This window comes from Ornithinimicrobium tianjinense (assembly GCF_014636495.1).
In the GTDB taxonomy this organism is placed as follows: Bacteria; Actinomycetota; Actinomycetes; order Actinomycetales; family Dermatophilaceae; genus Ornithinicoccus; species Ornithinicoccus tianjinensis.
Window position 1 is genome coordinate 626,298 of the sequence record NZ_BMEM01000001.1, and the last position, 17,260, is coordinate 643,557.

Consider the following 17,260-nt stretch of genomic DNA (forward strand, 5'->3'; position numbering starts at 1 on the left):
GGCACGTCATACCCGGAGAGGACCACGATGACCGACCTGACCTGGCTGTCCACCCGCGAGCTCGCCGACCTGCTCGCCCGCGGGGAGGTGAGCGCCGAGGAGGCGGTGCGGGCGCACTACGCCCGTATCGACCAGGTCAACCCGGTGATCAACGCGATCGTCACCACCGACCCCGACCGGGCGCTCGAGGAGGCGCGCGCCGCCGACGCGCGGTTCGTCGAGGCCCGGCGGACGGGGGAGGCGCTGCCCCCGCTGCACGGGGTGCCGATGACGCACAAGGACACCCACGACACCGCCGGTATGCGGACCACGCTCGGCTCTCCCGTCTACGCGGACCGGGTGCCGGAGACCGACGACCTCGTGGTGGCCAGGCTGCGTCGCGCGGGGGTGATCACGACCGGCAAGTCCAACGTGCCGGAGTTCGCCGCCGGGGCGCACACCTTCAACCCCGTCTTCGGCACCACGGTCAACCCCTACGACCCGACCCGCTCGGTCGCCGGCTCCTCCGGGGGTGTCGGGGCGGCGCTCGCGGCAGGCATCCAGGCCTCGGGCGACGGCTCGGACATGGGCGGGTCGCTGCGCACGCCGGCCTCGTTCAACAACGTCGTGGGGATGCGCCCCTCGAACGGGCTCATCCCGCACCTCGCGCCGGGCCACGCGTGGTCGTGGCTGGCGCAGAAGGGCTTCATGGCGCGCACGGTCGGCGACGTCGCGCTGCTGATGGGCGTCGCCGCCGGCCCTGATCCGCTCGGCCCCTGCTCGGTGGACCGGCCGGGCAGCGACCTCGACCTGCCGGAGCTCGCCCTCGGGGCGGCCTACGAGCCGGACCTGCGCGGGGTGCGCATCGGGGTGAGCCCCGACCTCGACGGGCTGCTCGAGGTGGACGCCCAGGTCCAGGACGCCGTGCGCGCGGCCGGCTCGGTGCTGGCCGGGCTCGGGGCGGAGGTCGACGACTCGGTGCCGGACCTGCGCGACGCCGACCAGGTCTTCTCGGTGCAGCGGGCCTACGACTTCGTCGCGACCTGGGGCGAGGTGGTGCGGGCGGAGAAGGCGCGCCCGGGCGGACCCCGCATCAAGCAGGCCGTGGTGTGGAACACCGAGCTCGGCTTCGCGCTCACCGTGGACGACCTGATCGCCAAGGACGAGGCGCGCGGGCGGCTCTGGGCGGCCACGCAGGCCTACTTCGCCAGCCACGACGTGCTGGTCCTGCCGACCGCCCAGGCGCTGCCGTTCGACGCCTCCCTGGAGTACCCCGCCAGCATCAACGGCCGCCCCATGGAGAACTACCTGGAGTGGATGCGGGCGGTCACCGTCATCTCGGCGACCGGCTGCCCGGCGATCTCGGTGCCGGGCGGCTTCTCCCGGGAGGGCCTGCCGATCGGCGTGCAGCTCGTCGCCGCGCCCGGCAAGGACGTCGAGCTGCTCCGCGTCGCGCACGCCTTCGAGGCCGCGACCGGGTATGCCGCCCGCCACCCCGACCTCTGACCCGCCCCACCACCCCCACCGAGCGCGTGAGGTCGTTGCTCAGGCGCCGGACGGACCGAGCCAGAACTCGCCGATCATCTGCAGCTGCCGCTCGTAGAACTCTTCACGCCAGGCCGCCGGCTGCTCGGCCAGCACTGTCAGCTCCAGGCTGACGGCCCCGTGCACGACGGCCCAGATGCTCATGGCGAGGTCTGTCAGCCGCCGCTGTCCAGAGCGGCGAGGCCCAGCTGCGGGTGCGCTGGCTGGCCGACCCGGACGACCGGGCGTTCGTCTCCGGCATCGTGGACCAGGCCGTGACGACCGTCCTCGCGTCGGTCCTGGCGGTCTCCGGCGTGCTCGTCCTCGTCTCCGACGGCGGCGCCGCGCTCGAGGAGCCCGTCGGCCCCGCGGTGATCCTGGGCGGGACCCTCTTCCTCTTCGGCTTCGTGCTCGCGGCGCGGGCCCTGGCGGTCGTCTTCCGGCGTCGCGACTGAGGCGATCGGCACCTATGCTGGGTGGCCGCCCACGCCCCAGGAGGTCAGGTATGCCGCACGCGCTCCGCGTCGCCGCGCTGCCGCGACTCCTCCTCGTCGTGCTCCTCGCCCTGGGCATCCTGGCGATGCACCACGTCGCTGCCCCCGCCCAGGTGCACAGCGCGTCCGCCGACGGGCACGCCATACACGCACTGGAGCAGCCGGTCGACCACGAGCGCGGTGAGCACGAGGACGGCGGCCACCACGGCTGGATCGGTCTGTGCCTCGCCGTGGTCGGCACCGGACTGGTGGTGCTGCTGATGGCGGGTCACCTGCGCCCGCGTCCCGGCCGCGCCGGAGGCCGAGGTCGGCTCGCCCGGCACCTGGGCCGGCTGCACCGGCACCGCCGCCCGCCGCCCACTCCCTCGCTCCTCGCCCTCTGCGTGATGCGGACCTAGGAAGCGCCCCGGGCGGCTCCGGCCGCCGCGCCTCTTCCTCTTTCCCCACCACCCGAAGGATCACCGACATGAACGCACGACGCCTCACCCTGCCCACCATCACCCTGCCCACCCTCACCCTCGCCACCCTCCTGATCGCCGGGTGCGCGACCGAGACCGACGGCCACGACGCCGGTCATCCGGAGAGCTCCTCCGCCCCGACCTCGGCGGGGACGACCTCGACCGCGACCGAGGACGCCGGCGCCGAGGCGCACAACGACGCCGACGTGGCGTTCGCCCAGGGCATGGTCCCGCACCACGCCCAGGCGGTGGAGATGGCCGACCTCGTGCTCGCGCACGACGGCTCCACGCTCACGGACCTCGCCGAGCAGGTCAAGGCCGCGCAGCAGCCGGAGATCGACCAGCTGACCGAGTGGCTCACCGCCTGGGGCGAGGAGGTGCCGGAGGGCGGCGGCGAGCACGCCGCCCACGGCTCCGAGGGCATGATGAGCGCCGAGGACATGGCGTCGCTCGAGGCGGCTCAGGGCGAGGAGTTCGACCTGATGTGGCTGGAGATGATGATCGAGCACCACGAGGGCGCGATCGCCATGGCCCAGGACGAGGTCGACGCGGGCGAGCACCCTGACGCCGTCGCCATGGCCGAGCAGATCGTCAGCACCCAGGAGGCCGAGGTCGAGGCGATGCGGGGGATGATCGCCGACCTCGAGGGCTGAGCCACCCGCCTCCGGGACGGGCGCGTGCGGTCTGCGGCGCGCCCGTCCCTTAGGCTCACCGGTCGTGACAGCCACCGATGCCTCGTCCGACGTCCGCCCCGCCGTGGTCGACCCCGCACACCTCGTGTCGCGCATCGCGGCCGGCCACCGGCTCACCGCCGAGGAGGGACTGGCCGTGCTCGCCACCCCCGACGCGCTGACCGTGCCCCTCGTCGCCGCCGCCGGCACCCTGCGCCGCCGCGCCTTCGGCCGCACCGTCAAGGTCAACTACCTGGTGAACCTCAAGTCCGGCCTGTGCCCGGAGGACTGCACCTACTGCTCGCAGCGTCTCGGCTCCACGGCCGACATCCTCAGATACACCTGGCTCTCGCCCGACGAGGCCGTCCACCAGGCCGCGATGGGCGTGGCCGGGGGTGCCTCCCGGGTCTGCATGGTCTCCGCCGGGCGGGGCCCGACGCACCGCGACGTCGAGCGGGTCGCGGGCATGGTCGAGCAGCTCAAAGGCGAGCACCCCGACGTCGAGGTGTGCGCCTGCCTGGGTCTGCTCAAGGACGGCCAGGCGGAGCGCCTGCGGCAGGCGGGGGTCGACGCCTACAACCACAACCTCAACACCGCCGAGTCGATGTACGCCGACATCTGCTCGACCCACACCTACGCCGACCGCGTCGACACCGTCGGCAAGGCTCGCGACGCGGGCCTGTCGCCGTGCTCCGGCCTCATCGTCGGCATGGGGGAGAGCGACGAGCAGGTCGTCGAGGCGGTCCTGGCCCTGCGCGAGCTCGGGTCCGACTCCATCCCGGTCAACTTCCTCATGCCCTTCGACGGCACGCCGCTGGCCGGCACCTGGGAGCTGACCCCGCTGCGCTGCCTGCGCATCCTGGCCCTGGTCCGCCTCGCCTGCCCGGACACCGAGCTGCGGATGGCCGGGGGCCGCGAGATGCACCTGCGCACCCTGCAGCCGCTCGCGCTCGAGGTCGCCAACTCCCTGTTCCTCGGCGACTACCTCACCAGCGAGGGCCAGGCCGCCTCCGACGACCTGCAGATGATCGCCGACGCCGGTCTCGTCGTGCTCGGCCGCGAGGACGAGGACCCGGCCGTCCTCGCCTCGACCCTGCGCGAGGCCGCCGAGCGCGCCGAGGCCGCCCAGCGCGCCGAGCAGCACGCGGTGGAGGAGACCCCCGCCGGCGGCTGCTGCGGCACCCCGGCGTTGCGCCGCCGCGGCGCCGGGACGGACGCCGCACCGAACGCATGAGCCTCCTCGAGCGGGACCGGGGCCTGCTCTGGCACCCCTACGCCCCCGTCGACGCCGGTGCCCTGTATGCCGTGCGCGCCGCCTCGGGCGTCCGGCTCACCCTCGACGACGGGGCCACCGAGCGTGAGGTCGTCGACGGGATGGCCTCGTGGTGGTCCGCCGTGCACGGCTACCGGCACCCGGTGCTGGACGCCGCGGCGCGGGCCCAGCTCGACCGCTTCAGCCACGTGATGTTCGGCGGCCTCACCCACGAGCCGGCCGTCGAGCTGGCCGAGCGGCTCGTGACGCTCGCCCCGGCCGGCCTCGAGCACGTCTTCCTCGCGGACTCCGGCTCGATCAGCGTCGAGGTGGCCCTCAAGATCGTCCTCCAGCACCACGCCGCACGTGGCCGACCGGAGCGGAGCCGGTTCCTGGCCCTGCGCGGGGGATACCACGGGGACACCTTCGCGACGATGAGCGTCTGCGACCCGGTGGACGGGATGCACGCAGCCTTCTCCGGCATGACCGCCGATCACGTCTTCGCACCGCGACCACCGGCCGCCCGCCTGCTGGCAGACGGGTCGTGGCAGGTCGACGAGGACGACCAGGCCGCCTGGGAACGGCATACCCGGGACGTCGTCGCCGCCCACGCACGCGAGCTGGCGGGCATCGTCGCCGAGCCCGTCCTCCAGGGCGCCGGAGGCATGCACGTCTACCACCCGCGCTGCCTCACGGTGCTGCGCGAGCTCGCCGACGAGCACGACCTGCTCCTCGTCCTCGACGAGATCGCGACGGGCCTGGGCCGCACCGGCCGCTTCCTGGCCACCGAGCACGCGGGCGTCGTCCCCGACCTGCTGTGCGTGGGCAAGGCGCTGACCGGCGGCTACCTCACGCTGGCTGCGGTCCTGTGCAGCGCGCGCGTCGCGGAGGTGGTCGGCTCGGGCGGGCACGGTATGCCGCGTGCCCTCCTCCACGGTCCGACGTTCATGGGCAACCCGCTGGCCTGCGCCGTCGCGGCGTCCTCGCTCGGCCTGCTCACCGCGGACGGCGGGGACGGGCCGGCCTGGCGCGCCCAGGTTGCCGGGCTGCAGGGCCACCTCCAGGCCGGCCTCCAGCCCGCCTCGGACCTGACGTCCGTGCGGGACGTGCGGGTGCTCGGCGGGGTCGGCGTCGTCCAGCTCGACGGCCCGGTCCGCGTGGCCGAGGTGACGCGGGCCGTCGTCCGCCGCGGCGCCTGGGTGCGGCCGTTCCGCGACCTCGTCTACGTCATGCCGCCCTACGTCTGCGGCGCCGCCGACGTCGCGGAGCTCACGGCCGCGGTCGTGGGCGGGGTGGAGGAGGTCCATGGCTGAGCAGGCGGCCGGGGTCTGGGGCGCCTGGCTCGCCGAGCGGGCGCGGGTGCGCCACCGTCGCGGCCTGGAGCGCGCCGCCCGGGGGCTGCCGGAGGGCGCCCTGGACCTCGCCTCGAACGACTACCTGGGGCTCTCCCGTCACCCCGCGGTCGTGTCCGCGGCCGCCGAGGCGGCCCGGCTGCACGGCGCGGGCGCCGGCGCGAGCCGCGTCGTGACCGGGACCCACCCGGTCCACGAGCAGCTCGAGGCGCGCCTGTGCGCCTACACCGGTCGGCGCTCCGCGCTCGTGCTCTCCAGCGGGTATGCCGCGAACCTGGGCCTCCTCGGCGCGCTCGCCGCCCCGGGGACGCACCTGGTCATGGACGCCCACTGCCACGCCAGCCTTGTCGACGGGGCGCGGCTGGGCCGGGCCGAGGTCACGGTCGTCGACCACGGCAGCGTCCAGGCGGTCGCTGCCGCCCTGCAGTCACGCGTCGCCCCGCGCACCGCCGTGGTCGTGGAGTCCGTCTACTCGGTCCTCGGCGACGCGGCCCCGCTCGCGGAGCTGGCCACCCTCTGCGCCGGCCGGGGCGCGCTCCTCGTCGTCGACGAGGCCCACACGCTGGCCGCGACGCCAGGAGGCTGCGCGGTGGCGGCCGCCGGGCTCGCCGACGCCGGCCACGTCGTCGTGACCGCGACCCTGTCGAAGGCGCTCGGCTCCCAGGGCGGTGCCGTCCTGCTCGGCGGGGCCGGGGCCGACGCGCTGCGCGAGCACCTGGTCAACACCTCGCGCACCTTCCTCTTCGACACCGGGCTCGGACCGCCCGCGGCCGGGGCAGCCCTGGCCGCCCTGGGCCTGGCGGACGAGGACCGCATCGCGCGCCTGGTGGCCCGCTCCGCCCAGGTCCACGACACGCTCGCGGCCCACCCCTTCACCTCCGCACGGGTGGAGCGTGGCAGGGGCGCCGTCCACTCGGTGCGGATGGACTCCCCGGAGCGCGCGGCCGAGGCCGCGGGACGTCTGGGCGAGGCGGGGGTCGCTGTCGGCTGCTTCCGCCCGCCGAGCGTGCCGGACGGCGTCTCCCGGCTGCGGGTCACGGCGCACGCCGACCACGACGCCGACGTGCTCGACCACGCCCTGCACCAGATCGCCACGACCGTCGCGGAGGTGCACGCGTGAGCGGCTGCCCGGTCACCCGCGGCGCGCCCCTCGCGCACGAGCTGCGCACGCCAGGCGTCTACCCCGACGCGGTGCGGCGGCGCTACCGCGCCGTCGAGGACCCCGCCGAGGTCCGCGAGGTCCTCCGTCGCGCGGACGACTTCGCGCCCACCAACGCGCTCTCGTATGCCGTCCCGCTCACCCCGGACTCCCTCCGCGCGCTCGCCCGGGTCGGCTTCGCCCTGCCGCCGGTGCTCGCGAGCGCGACAGGTCCGGCGCACCTGGCGGTGCGACGCGTCGTGGCCGGGTGCTTCAGCCCCGCGCGCGTGAGGGCCCAGGAGCCGACCGTGCGCACCCTGACCCGGGCGGCCTGCGACCGCGTGCGTGGCCCCCTCGCGGCAGGCGCGACGGTCGACCTGGCGACCGAGGTCGCGGCGCACGTGCCGCCCACGATCATGGAACGGCTGACCGGGGTCGGGGCGCCGCCGCGGGACCGACTGACCGCTTGGGGGCGCCGCTCGCTCGAGCTCTTCTGGGGCTGGCCGGACGCGGAGCGGCAGCTGGTGCTCGCGCGCAGCGCCGCCGACTTCTACGTGTGGCTGAGGGAGGCCGTGTCCGATGCCGCTGCGGCCGAGGACGGCAACCTTGTCGCCGCTCTCGCCGAGGCTGGGGTGGAGCAGCGACAGATCCGCTCGCTCGCCTACTTCCTCACCATCGCCGGCCAGGAGACGACGACGATGCTCCTGCAGACCGTGCTCGCCACGGCGCTCCACCAGGGCGCGTGGGAGGCGGCCGGTCGCAGCGAGAGAGCCGCCGGCGAGGTGGTCCGCGACGTGCTCGCGACGGCGTCCTCGGTCCCGACCTGGCGGCGTGAGGTCGTCGCCGACACCGAGGTCGGCGGTCGGGCCTACGCCGCCGGCGAGGAGCTCGTCCTGCATCTCTCGGGGGTCGGGCTGGCGGGCGATCCTGGCCTGGCGTTCGGGCACGGGGTGCACCGCTGCCTCGGCGCGGGGCTCGCCGAGCGGGAGGCACAGCTGGTCCTGCACGAGACTGCCCGCGCGCTCCCCGACCTGCAGCCGGCGGAGGCCGAGCTCTCCTGGTCCCACCTGCTGTCCTTCCAGCACGTCGACCGGGTGCTGGCCCGGAGCCCGCGAGGTATGCCGTGACCCTCGTCCTCTGCGTGACGGGCACCGACACCGATGTCGGCAAGACCGTCGTCACCGCTGCCCTCGTCGCCGCCCTGCGGGCGCACGGACGCTCGGTCGCGGTCTACAAGCCGACCCAGACCGGGGTCAGTGCGGCCGGCGAGGGTGACGTCGACACGGTGGCGCGACTGCTCGGGCTGCGTGTCCTGCGGCACCGCCCCTCTGGCGTGGCCGGCCCCCCGGGGGAGGACGAGCTGCTGGTCGCCGAGGGCGTGCGACTGGGCCCGCCCATGGCGCCGGTGGACGCGGCGCTGCTCGAGGGTGGCCAGTCGGCGGCCAGCGCCCTGCCCACCCTGGCTCAGCACGTCGCGCGGGTCGGGCAGCTGAGCGCTCTCGTCGACGTGGTCGTCGTGGAGGGGGCGGGCGGGCTGCTCGTTGACCTGACGGTCGCCGGGGAGACGGTCGCCGACCTGGCCGTTGCGCTGGGCGCCCGGCTGGTGGTGGTGACGCGGCCGGCGCTCGGCACGCTCAACCACACGGCCCTCACGCTCGAGGCCGCGCTGCGGCGAGGACTCACCGACGGGGCGCTCGTGCTCGGCTCCTGGCCCCCCGATCCGGGTCCGCTGCACCATGCCAACCTCACCAGGCTCGCGGAGCTGGCCACCCGGAGCGGCTACGCCTGGGCCTACGGCCTCCAGGAGGGGCTGGGTGGGCGGGGCCCCGCCGCTCTCCAGGCGGCTGCCGTGCAGCTGGCCCACGTGGTCGCGGGCCAGCGTGCCTAGGCCGTCAGCGGCCGCCTGAGCGGCGCGAGCGACCACCGTCCGAGGAGGTGGAGAAGGCCACGACCGAGCCGCCGCGGGACGACGTGCGGCTGCCGCCCTGGCGCTGGCCGCCGGATCCGGAGCGTCGCTGGCCCTGACCGGTGCCCTGGCCCTGACCACGACCACCCTGGCCCTGACCCTGGCCCTGACCCTGGCGACGACCGCCCTGGCCCTGCCCACGGCCACCCTGGCCCTGGCCCTGGCCCTGGCCCTGGCCCTGGCCCTGGCCCTGGCCCTGGCCCTGGCGACGACCGCCCTGGCCCTGGCCGCGACCCCGCCCGGAGCCCTGGCCCTGCTGCTGCACCGGCTCGGCCGGCGCGAAGCCGCCCGGCACGAGGGTGCGCTCGCCGGGGGCGAGCTCGGTCAGCACGGGGTGCGAGCGGTGCGCCTTGGTCACGGTGGGCGAGACGCCGGCGGCCTTGGTCAGCGCCCGCACCTCGCGCACCTGGTCGTCGGTCATGAGCGTCACGACCGTGCCGCTGGCACCGGCGCGGGCCGTGCGGCCCGAGCGGTGCAGGTAGGCCTTGTGCTCGACCGGCGGGTCGGCGTGGACGACGAGCGCGACGTCGTCGACGTGGATGCCGCGTGCGGCGATGTCCGTCGCCACGAGCGTGGTCGCGGCGCCGTTCTGGAAGGCGTCGAGGTTGCGCACGCGCGCGTTCTGACCCAGGTTGCCGTGCAGCTCGACCGCGGTCACGCCGGCGGCATTCAGCTGCTTGGTGAGCTTCTTGGCGCCGTACTTCGTCCGCGTGAACACCACGGTCCGCCCGGGCGCCGAGCCCAGGTCTGCCAGCACCGGCAGCCGGTCGGCGGCGTCGATGTGCAGCACGTGGTGGGCCATCGCGGCGACCGGCGACTGCGCCGAGTCGGCGTGGTGGGTCACCGGGTTGCTGAGGTAGCGCTTGGCGACGACGTCCACGCCCGAGTCCAGCGTCGCCGAGAACAGCATGCGCTGACCGTCGCGGGGCGTGCGGTCGAGCAGGCGCTTGACGACCGGCAGGAAGCCGAGGTCGGACATGTGGTCGGCCTCGTCGAGCACGGTCACCTCGACGGCGCCGAGATCGGCATACCCCTGCCCGATCAGGTCCTCGAGGCGGCCCGGGGTGGCGACGAGGACGTCGATGCCCTCCTGGAGGGCGCGCACCTGCGGGTTCTGCCCGACCCCGCCGAAGATCGTCAGCGAGCGCAGGCCTGCCGCGGTGGCGAGCGGCGCGAGCGACTCCTCGATCTGGCGGGCGAGCTCGCGCGTGGGCGCCAGGATGAGCGCGCGGGGCTTGCGACCACGGCGGCGCGCGGCGCCGGCGTCGGCCATCAGGCGGGCCACGACGGGCAGGAGGAAGGCGTAGGTCTTGCCCGAGCCGGTGCGGCCGCGGCCGAGCACGTCGCGCCCGGCGAGCGAGTCGGGCAGCGTGGCCGCCTGGATCGGGGTGGGGGTGGTGATGCCGCGCCCGGAGAGGGCGTCGGTCAGCACTGAGGGCACGCCGAGGCCGGCGAAGCTGGAGGTCACGAGAGTCCTTCGGACGGTGGAGGTCCCGCCCGGTGCGCCGGCCCACGGGCCGAGCGACCTGTCGAGCCCGCGGCACAGGTATGCCGTGCACAGGCTGTCGTGATCAAGCGCCCCGAGGCGAGACGGGAGCGGGGCGCCGTCGTCCAGTCTACCGTGGATCGCCCCGTCGCCCGTCCGCGCGGGCTCGGCCGCGGTCACAGGTAGCCTCCTCGCATGATGGAGGCGCAGGGCCAGAGGCTGAGCAGGGACGGCAGCGTGCACGTCACGGACGAGCGGATCAACACGATCTCCCACCTCGTCGGCGCGTGCCTGGCGCTGCTCGGCTCGGCGGTCCTCATCACCCGCGCGAGCGTGACCGCCGACCCGTGGGCGATCGTCGGCCTGGCCGTCTACTCGCTCGCGCTGGTGACGCTCTTCGTGGCCAGCACGCTGCACCACGGCATCGACAGCAGCCCCAGGGTCAACGAGGTGCTCCGCACGCTCGACTACACCTCGGTGTTCGGCCTGATCGCCGGCACGGTCACGCCCCTGGTGCTCGTGCTCTTCCGCAGCCCGTTCGGGTGGGCCGTCTTCGGTGCGGTCTGGGGCATCGCGATCCTCGGCATGGTGCTGCGCTCGGTCTGGCGAGAGCTGCCGAAGTACGTCACCAACACCCTCTACATCGCGCTGGGCTGGATGCCGGTCGTGCTGGTCGCGGGCGGACCCGAGCTGCCGCCGGGCGCGCTCGCGCTCCTGGCCGCCGGAGGACTGGTCTACAGCCTCGGTTTCGTCGTCTACATCGTGGAGCGCCCCAACCCGCTCCCGGGGACCTTCGGCTTCCACGAGCTGTGGCACGTGCTCGTGCTCGTGGCCGCGGCGCTGCACCACCTGATGATGCAGCTGTATGTCGTCGGCGCCGGCTAGGGAGGGTGCCCCACCCCGGTGCCCGGACGCCGAACGGCCCGGCACCGGATGACCGGTGCCGGGCCGCCCACGTCGGTGAGCCTCAGCCCCGGCGGGCGAACGCCGCCTCGTGCAGGGCATCCTGCTCGACCGCGTGCACCTTGGTCGAGCCGGTGGACGGGGAGGCCGAGGCGGGCCGGCAGACGACGCGCAGCGGACGCTCCTCGCCCTGCTCGGCCAGCGCTTCTGGCATGTTCAGCGCCATGAACGGCCACGGGCCCTGGTTCTTGGGCTCGTTCTGCGCCCACACCAGCTCGGCGTTCGGGTACTCCTTGGTGATCGCGGCGAGCTGGGCGGCCGGCAGCGGGTAGAGCTGCTCGACGCGCACGATGGCCGTCCGCTCGTCGCCGCGCTTGGCGCGCTCCTCCTCGAGGTCCCAGACCAGCTTGCTCGAGGCGATGAGCACGCGGTCGACCGCCTGCTTGTCGAGGCTGGCCGTGTCCGGCATGACCGGCTCGAAGGTGCCGGTCGTGAAGTCCTCCGGCGCGCTGGCCGCCGCCTTCAGCCGGAGCATCGCCTTCGGGGTGAAGACGACCAGCGGCTTGCGGGGCCGGGCCGTCGCGTGCTTGCGCAGCAGGTGGAAGTACGACGCCGGGGTGGAGGGGTAGGCGACGACCATGTTCTCCTCGGCGCACAGCTGCAGGTAGCGCTCGATCCGGGCGGAGGAATGGTCGGGGCCCTGGCCCTCGTAGCCGTGCGGGAGCAGGAGCACGACGCTGGAGCGCTGGTCCCACTTCTGCTCGGAGGAGGAGATGAACTCGTCCACCACGGTCTGGGCGCCGTTGGCGAAGTCGCCGAACTGGGCCTCCCAGAGGACGAGGGCGTCCGTGCGCTCGACCGAGTAGCCGTACTCGAAGCCCATCGCGGCGTACTCCGACAGCAGCGAGTCGTAGACCTCGAAGCCGGCCTGGTCCTCGGACAGGTGGTGCAGCGGCGTCCAGGTCCGCCCGGTCTCGTGGTCGGTGAGGACCGCGTGACGCTGGACGAACGTGCCGCGGCGCGAGTCCTGCCCGGCGAGGCGCACCGGCGTGCCGTCGACCAGCAGCGAACCGAGGGCGAGAAGCTCGCCCATGCCCCAGTCGATCCCGCCCTTGCGCGTCATCTCCTGGCGGCTGGTCATGAGCTTGGCCAGCTTCGGGTGGACGGTGAAGCCCTCGGGGTGCGAGGCGTAGGCGTCGCCGATGCGGTGGACCAGCTCCTCGCTGATCGCCGTCGGACGCTGGCGGGTGGCCATGTCGCCCTCGTCCTGCGCGACCGGCCGCTCCAGGCCGCCGGTCCCGTCGCCCTCGCCCTTCAGCGCCGCCTTGGTCTCGACGAACACCTGCTCCAGCTGGTGCTGGTAGTCGCGCAGCGCCTCCTCGGCCTCGTCCGTGGTGATGTCACCGCGGCCGACCAGGGACTCGGTGTAGAGCTTGCGCACCGAGCGCTTGGCCTCGATGAGGTCGTACATCAGCGGCTGGGTCATCGACGGGTCGTCGCCCTCGTTGTGACCGCGGCGGCGGTAGCAGACCATGTCGATGACGACGTCCTTGTTGAACGCCTGGCGGTACTCGTACGCCAGCTCCGCCACCCGGACGACGGCCTCGGGGTCGTCGCCGTTGACGTGGAAGATCGGCGCCTGCACGGTGCGCGCGACGTCGGTGCAGTAGACGGCCGAGCGCGAGTCGTGCGGGGCCGTGGTGAAGCCGACCTGGTTGTTGATGACGACGTGGATCGTGCCACCCGTGCGGTAGCCGGACAGCTGCGACATCTGCAGGGTCTCCAGCACCACGCCCTGGCCGGCGAACGCCGCGTCACCGTGGAGCAGGACGGGCATGACGGGGTATGCCGCGGGGTCGCCGCCCTCGAGCACGAGGCGGTCCTGCTTGGCTCGCGTGATGCCCTCGAGGACCGGGTTGACGGCCTCCAGGTGGCTGGGGTTGGCCGCGAGGTAGACGCGGGTCGACCGGCCGGACTCGCCGACGAACTCGCCCTCGGTGCCGAGGTGGTACTTCACGTCGCCGGAGCCCTGGACCGAGCCGGGGGTCTGCTTGCCCTCGAACTCGCGGAAGATCTGCCCGTAGGACTTCCCGGCGAGGTTGGCGAGCACGTTGAGGCGGCCACGGTGCGGCATACCGATGGTGACCTCGGCCAGCCCGTCCTCGGCGGCGCGGTTGAGGACCTTGTCCAGCAGCGCGATGACGGACTCGCCACCCTCGAGGCTGAACCGCTTCTGGCCGACGAACTTGGTCTGCAGGAAGGTCTCGAAGGCCTCCGCCGCGTTGAGGCGACGCAGGATCCGCAGCTGCTCGGCCGGGGCCGGCTTCTCGAAGGGCACCTCGAGCTTGGACTGGAACCACTTCCGCTCGGCCGGCTCCTGGATGTGCATGTACTCCACGCCCACGGTGCGGCAGTAGCTGTCCCGCAGGATGCCGAGGACGTTGCGCAGGGTCAGCCGCGCCTTGCCGCCGAACCCGCCGGTCGCCACCGAGCGGTCGAGGTCCCACAGGGTGAGGCCGTGGTTCTCGATGACGAGGTCGGGGTGGGAGCGCTGGCGGTACTGCAGCGGGTCGATGTCGGCCATGAGGTGCCCGCGCACGCGGTAGGCGTGGATGAGCTCCTGGACGCGGCTCGCCTTGGAGATGTCGTCGTCGTGGGTGGCCGTGATGTCCGGCGCCCAGCGGATCGGCTCGTAGGGGATCCGCAGCGAAGTGAAGATGTCGTTGTAGAAGCCGTCCTTGCCGAGCAGCAGCTCGTGCAGGACCTTGAGGAACTCACCGGACTGGGCACCCTGGATGATGCGGTGGTCGTAGGTGGAGGTCAGGGTCAGGATCTTGCTGACGCCGTTGGCGGCGATGCGCTCCGGCGCTGCGCCCTGCCACTCGGCCGGGTAGTCGAGCGACCCGACGCCGATGATCGCGCCCTGCCCGACCATGAGGCGCGGCACGGAGTGCAGGGTGCCGATGCCGCCGGGGTTGGTCAGGCTGATCGTCGTGCCCTGGAAGTCCTCGATCGTCAGCGCGCCCTCGCGGGCCTTGCGCACGATCCCCTCGTAGGCGCTCCAGAACTCGTAGAATGTCATCTCCTCGGCGCTCTTGATGCTGGGCACGAGGAGCTGGCGGGAACCGTCGGGCTTGGGGACGTCGATCGCCAGGCCGAGGTTGATGTGCGCCGGCTGCACGAGGTTGGGCTTGCCGTCGACCAGGGCGAAGGAGTTGTTCATCGCCGGCATCGACTTCACGGCCTGGACCATGGCGTAGCCGATGAGGTGCGTGAAGGAGACCTTGCCGCCGCGGGCGCGGGCGAGGTGGTTGTTGATGACCGTGCGGTTGTCGATGAGCAGCTTGGCCGGCAGGTTGCGCGCGCTGGTGGCCGTGGGGACCTCCAGGCTGGACTCCATGTTGGTCACCACGCGGGCCACGGCGCCGCGCAGCGGCGTGGTCGTGACCTCGGTCTGCGGACCGATGCGCTTGACCGGGGGAGCGTCACGCGTCACGGGCGCGGAGGCTGAGCTCTTGGTCGGCTTCGGCGTGTCCGTCTTCGGCGATGCCGCCGCAGGCTGCTCAGCCTTGGGCGCGGCGGCCGTGGGCTGCTCGGCCCTGGGCTCGGGCTTCTGTGCCGGTGCAGCGGCCGGCTTCGCCACGGGGGCGGCGGGGGTGGTCGCCCGCGGCGGGGCGGGGGCGACCCCCTTGACCGGGCGTCCGGCGGTCTGGTCGGCCGGGGCAGCCACCCGCGTCGTGGGCTGGGCGGCGGCTGCGGCCGGTCGGCCGGCGGGGGCGGCGGCGGCGGTGGTCGCGCCGTTGGGACTGGGCGTCGAACCCTCGAAGTACGCGCGCCAGGCCGGGTCCACGGAGCCCGGGTCACTGTCGAATCGCTCCCGCATCTCTTCCACGAGCCACTCGTTGGCTCCGAAGTCGGCGAGGGTCTTGTCGTTGCTCGGGGGGTTGGCCACGGGCCTGGCGCCTCATCTCACGTCTGGGTGCTGGCAACAAGTCGGTGGGGTGCGGACACTGCACCCACCGGGGCCAGCCTACTCCGCTCCCACATCACCGCACGTGATGGGGGGTGGGCGGGGTCACCGCAGGTCAGGAGACGTCCCGGCGGGTGGTCACGACCCAGCCGAGCAGCGTCATCACGGCCGCGTAGCCCAGCAGCACGAGCGCGCCCACCCACCACGTCAGCGGGTCCGCCGAGCCCATGCTCTGCGCCGTCGCGTCGTCGACGCCGGCGAAGAGGTCCAGCACCGAGGTCGTCGCCTGGCTGGGGAAGTAGCGCGCCGCCTCCTTGAGCTGGTCGACGAAGGTCAGCCCGAAGCCGAGCAGCGGCTCGATGAGCAGGGTCACCCCGATCCCCACGAAGAGCGCGATCACCTGGTTGGGGATCAGGACCCCCAGGCCGAAGCCGATCAGCCCCCAGAGGACCAGGATGAGCAGCATCTTCGCCGGCGTGCCCAGCAGCTGGCCCGGCTCCGGGAAGACCGCAGCGTCACCGACGGCGAGCATGATCCCGCCGCCCAGCAGGCTGCCGGCGACGAAGGCGACGCCGTTGACGAGCACGACGAGCACCAGGCCGGTGACCTTCGCGGTGAGCAGCCGGCCGCGGCGCGGGGCCGACAGCAGCGTCGAGGTGATGGTCCGGTGGCGGAACTCCCCGCCCATCGCCAGGATGCCCAGCACGAGAGCCAGCAGGTAACCCATCTGGATGGCTCCCGTGTAGACCATCCTGGCCAGCGTCAGGTCGTCGAACAGCTCGGCGGGGCGGATCACCTCGCCGCCGGAGCCCGGGAACTCGCCGATCAGGACGAGCACCAGCCCCTGGACCGCGGCGAAGATCGCGCCCACGAGAAACATCGTGAGCGGCATGGACCACGACATCCGGGTCGTGAAGTACTTCAGCAGCTCGGCACGGACCAGACCGGTCATCGGTTCTCCTCCTGCGCGGGGACCGGCGCGTCCGCTCCGGTGGGGGGCGGGATGTCGGTATGCCGCGCCCCTGTCGGCGCGGGGGCGGCGCCCGCCGGGGTGGTGGAGGTCACCTCCAGGTTGCGGTTGCGGTGCTCGGGGCTCTCGGTGAGCTCGAGGAAGAGCCGCTCGAGGTCGGTGCGCAGCGGGCGCAGCTCGTGCACGGGCAGCCCCACGGCCAGGGCCACATCGCCCACCCGTGCGAGGTCGCCGGTGAGCACCCGCAGCGAGCCGGGCTGGTCCTCGGGGGCCGAGGCGATGCCCGCGCGGGCCAGGGCGGCGGCGAGCGTGGGCGCGTCGGTGGTCCGGACGAGGACGGCAGGGTCGCCGTGCAGCTCGTCCATGGTTCCCTCGCGCACGAGGTGGCCGTTGGCGATGATCACGACGTCCTCGACGGTCTGCTCCACCTCGCCCAGCAGGTGGGAGCTGACGAGGACCGTCTTGCCCTGCTCGCGCGCCAGGTGCCGCATGAAGCCGCGCATCCAGCGGATGCCCTCGGGATCGAGCCCGTTGGCCGGTTCGTCGAGCAGCAGGACCTGCGGGTCGCCGAGGAGGGCGGCCGCGAGGCCGAGCCGCTGCCGCATACCCATGGAGTAGTCGCCGGCGCGCTTGCGCGCCGCGGCCGGGATGCCGACCAGCTCGAGCAGCTCGTCGACGCGGGCGTCGGGGATCGCGTGGGTGGCGGCGAGGACGCGGAGGTGGTCGCGCCCGGACCGTCCCGGGTGGAAGCCGGTCGCCTCCAGCGCGGCGCCCACGACCTGGAGGGGGTGCTGGAGGTCGGCGTAGTGGTGGCCCCCGATGAGTGCCTCTCCCGCGGTCGGGCGGATCAGGCCGAGCAGCATCCGCAGCGTGGTCGTCTTGCCGGCGCCGTTGGGGCCGAGGAAGCCGGTCACGCGCCCGGGGCGCACCTCGAAGGTCAGGTCGTCGACGGCACGGAAGCTGCCGAAGGTCTTGGTCAGCCCCCGGACGCTCACGCCCGTGCCGTCGGCAGCAGCGGAGTTCATGACAGCCACTCAATCAGAGGGCTCCGACACCCCGCATCCGACCCTGGTGCGAGATCTCGTCTCCGCCCCACG

The 17,260-nt window shown here is 73.7% G+C and carries 15 protein-coding genes; 10 read left to right on the forward strand and 5 right to left on the reverse strand.

The window, feature by feature from the left end; all coding sequences use genetic code 11:
- The first annotated feature begins 27 nt into the window (after nucleotides 1–27).
- Entirely contained in the window at nucleotides 28–1,485 is a 1,458-nt protein-coding gene (locus IEV65_RS02985) for an amidase (RefSeq protein WP_188428109.1), read from the forward strand.
- A gap of 39 nt (nucleotides 1,486–1,524) precedes the next feature.
- Here IEV65_RS02985 and IEV65_RS02990 read toward each other — a convergent pair whose 3' ends face one another.
- A complete protein-coding gene (locus IEV65_RS02990; protein WP_188428110.1) occupies nucleotides 1,525–1,668 on the reverse strand; it encodes a hypothetical protein in 144 nt (47 codons plus the stop codon).
- Nucleotides 1,669–1,718: 50 nt separating this feature from the next.
- On the opposite strand from IEV65_RS02990, the gene IEV65_RS02995 reads away from it, so the two are divergent.
- The 8 genes from IEV65_RS02995 to bioD all read left to right on the forward strand — a co-directional run bounded on the left by IEV65_RS02995 (nucleotide 1,719) and on the right by bioD (nucleotide 8,756).
- Nucleotides 1,719–1,958: a hypothetical protein gene (locus IEV65_RS02995; protein WP_188428111.1), complete on the forward strand. Its 240-nt coding sequence runs from the start codon at nucleotides 1,719–1,721 to the stop codon at nucleotides 1,956–1,958.
- Between the two features lie 50 nt (nucleotides 1,959–2,008).
- A complete protein-coding gene (locus tag IEV65_RS03000) occupies nucleotides 2,009–2,395 on the forward strand; it encodes a DUF6153 family protein (protein WP_188428112.1) in 387 nt (128 codons plus the stop codon).
- A gap of 68 nt (nucleotides 2,396–2,463) precedes the next feature.
- Complete coding sequence (locus IEV65_RS03005) at nucleotides 2,464–3,108, forward strand: DUF305 domain-containing protein (RefSeq protein WP_188428113.1); 645 nt, start codon at nucleotides 2,464–2,466, stop codon at nucleotides 3,106–3,108.
- 64 nt (nucleotides 3,109–3,172) lie between these two features.
- Nucleotides 3,173–4,360 (forward strand): biotin synthase BioB, encoded by a 1,188-nt coding sequence (gene bioB / locus IEV65_RS03010; protein WP_188428114.1) that lies wholly within the window; start codon nucleotides 3,173–3,175, stop codon nucleotides 4,358–4,360.
- Nucleotides 4,357–5,691 (forward strand): adenosylmethionine--8-amino-7-oxononanoate transaminase, encoded by a 1,335-nt coding sequence (locus IEV65_RS03015; RefSeq protein ID WP_188428115.1) that lies wholly within the window; start codon nucleotides 4,357–4,359, stop codon nucleotides 5,689–5,691. Before bioB ends, IEV65_RS03015 begins: the two co-directional genes overlap by 4 nt.
- Nucleotides 5,684–6,850, forward strand: coding sequence for an aminotransferase class I/II-fold pyridoxal phosphate-dependent enzyme (locus IEV65_RS03020; protein ID WP_188428116.1), 1,167 nt, complete (start codon nucleotides 5,684–5,686; stop codon nucleotides 6,848–6,850). The genes IEV65_RS03015 and IEV65_RS03020 overlap by 8 nt, the downstream gene beginning before the upstream one ends.
- Complete coding sequence (locus tag IEV65_RS03025; protein WP_229734824.1) at nucleotides 6,847–7,995, forward strand: cytochrome P450; 1,149 nt, start codon at nucleotides 6,847–6,849, stop codon at nucleotides 7,993–7,995. The genes IEV65_RS03020 and IEV65_RS03025 overlap by 4 nt, the downstream gene beginning before the upstream one ends.
- 14 nt (nucleotides 7,996–8,009) lie before the next feature.
- On the forward strand, nucleotides 8,010–8,756 hold the full coding sequence (bioD, locus tag IEV65_RS03030) for a dethiobiotin synthase (RefSeq protein ID WP_229734830.1): 747 nt from the start codon (nucleotides 8,010–8,012) through the stop codon (nucleotides 8,754–8,756).
- Nucleotides 8,757–8,760: 4 nt separating this feature from the next.
- On the opposite strand, the gene IEV65_RS03035 is transcribed toward bioD, so the two are convergent.
- The gene (locus IEV65_RS03035; RefSeq protein WP_188429408.1) at nucleotides 8,761–10,302 is read right to left on the reverse strand and encodes a DEAD/DEAH box helicase; all 1,542 of its coding nucleotides are present in this window, start codon (nucleotides 10,300–10,302) and stop codon (nucleotides 8,761–8,763) included.
- A gap of 213 nt (nucleotides 10,303–10,515) precedes the next feature.
- Here IEV65_RS03035 and trhA point away from each other — a divergent pair, with 213 nt between their 5' ends.
- Nucleotides 10,516–11,205, forward strand: a complete 690-nt coding sequence (gene trhA / locus IEV65_RS03040; protein WP_188428118.1) for a PAQR family membrane homeostasis protein TrhA — start codon at nucleotides 10,516–10,518, stop codon at nucleotides 11,203–11,205.
- Between the two features lie 82 nt (nucleotides 11,206–11,287).
- On the opposite strand, the gene IEV65_RS03045 is transcribed toward trhA, so the two are convergent.
- From IEV65_RS03045 to IEV65_RS03055, 3 genes are all read right to left on the reverse strand, one after another.
- A complete protein-coding gene (locus IEV65_RS03045; protein WP_188428119.1) occupies nucleotides 11,288–15,175 on the reverse strand; it encodes a multifunctional oxoglutarate decarboxylase/oxoglutarate dehydrogenase thiamine pyrophosphate-binding subunit/dihydrolipoyllysine-residue succinyltransferase subunit in 3,888 nt (1,295 codons plus the stop codon).
- Between the two features lie 133 nt (nucleotides 15,176–15,308).
- Entirely contained in the window at nucleotides 15,309–16,145 is an 837-nt protein-coding gene (locus tag IEV65_RS03050; RefSeq protein WP_188428120.1) for an ABC transporter permease, read from the reverse strand.
- Nucleotides 16,142–17,188: an ABC transporter ATP-binding protein gene (locus IEV65_RS03055; protein ID WP_188428121.1), complete on the reverse strand. Its 1,047-nt coding sequence runs from the start codon at nucleotides 17,186–17,188 to the stop codon at nucleotides 16,142–16,144. The genes IEV65_RS03050 and IEV65_RS03055 overlap by 4 nt, the downstream gene beginning before the upstream one ends.
- Nucleotides 17,189–17,260: the final 72 nt, after the last annotated feature.